Annotated in this window: 1 protein-coding gene; it reads left to right on the plus strand. The window is 46.6% G+C overall.

Annotated elements, in window-relative coordinates; all coding sequences use genetic code 11:
* On the plus strand, window positions 1-179 hold a 179-nt coding region (locus SB775_RS32005; protein ID WP_410865316.1), incomplete at its 5' end, for a nucleoside-diphosphate kinase.
* Between the last annotated feature and the right edge of the window lie 72 nt (window positions 180-251).

Genomic DNA, 251 nt, shown 5'->3' on the forward strand with positions numbered 1-251 from the left:
GCAAAACAAACCCAGTAGATGCAGCTTCCGGAACAATCCGTGGCGATTTCGCAACATCCGTTGGCATGAACATCATCCACGGTTCTGATTCTCCTGAAAGCGCTGAGCGTGAAATCGGTCTGTGGTTCTCTGCTGAAGAAGTTCTTTCCTTCGAAAAAACAATCCAGCGCTGGATCTAAACCATTCTCCAAAAAACCCCCGCTTTGGGGGTTTTTTCTTTTTTTCGTCAAAATCTCCGTCAGTCCTGATAG

Source organism: Peribacillus sp. SIMBA_075, from assembly GCF_046534585.1.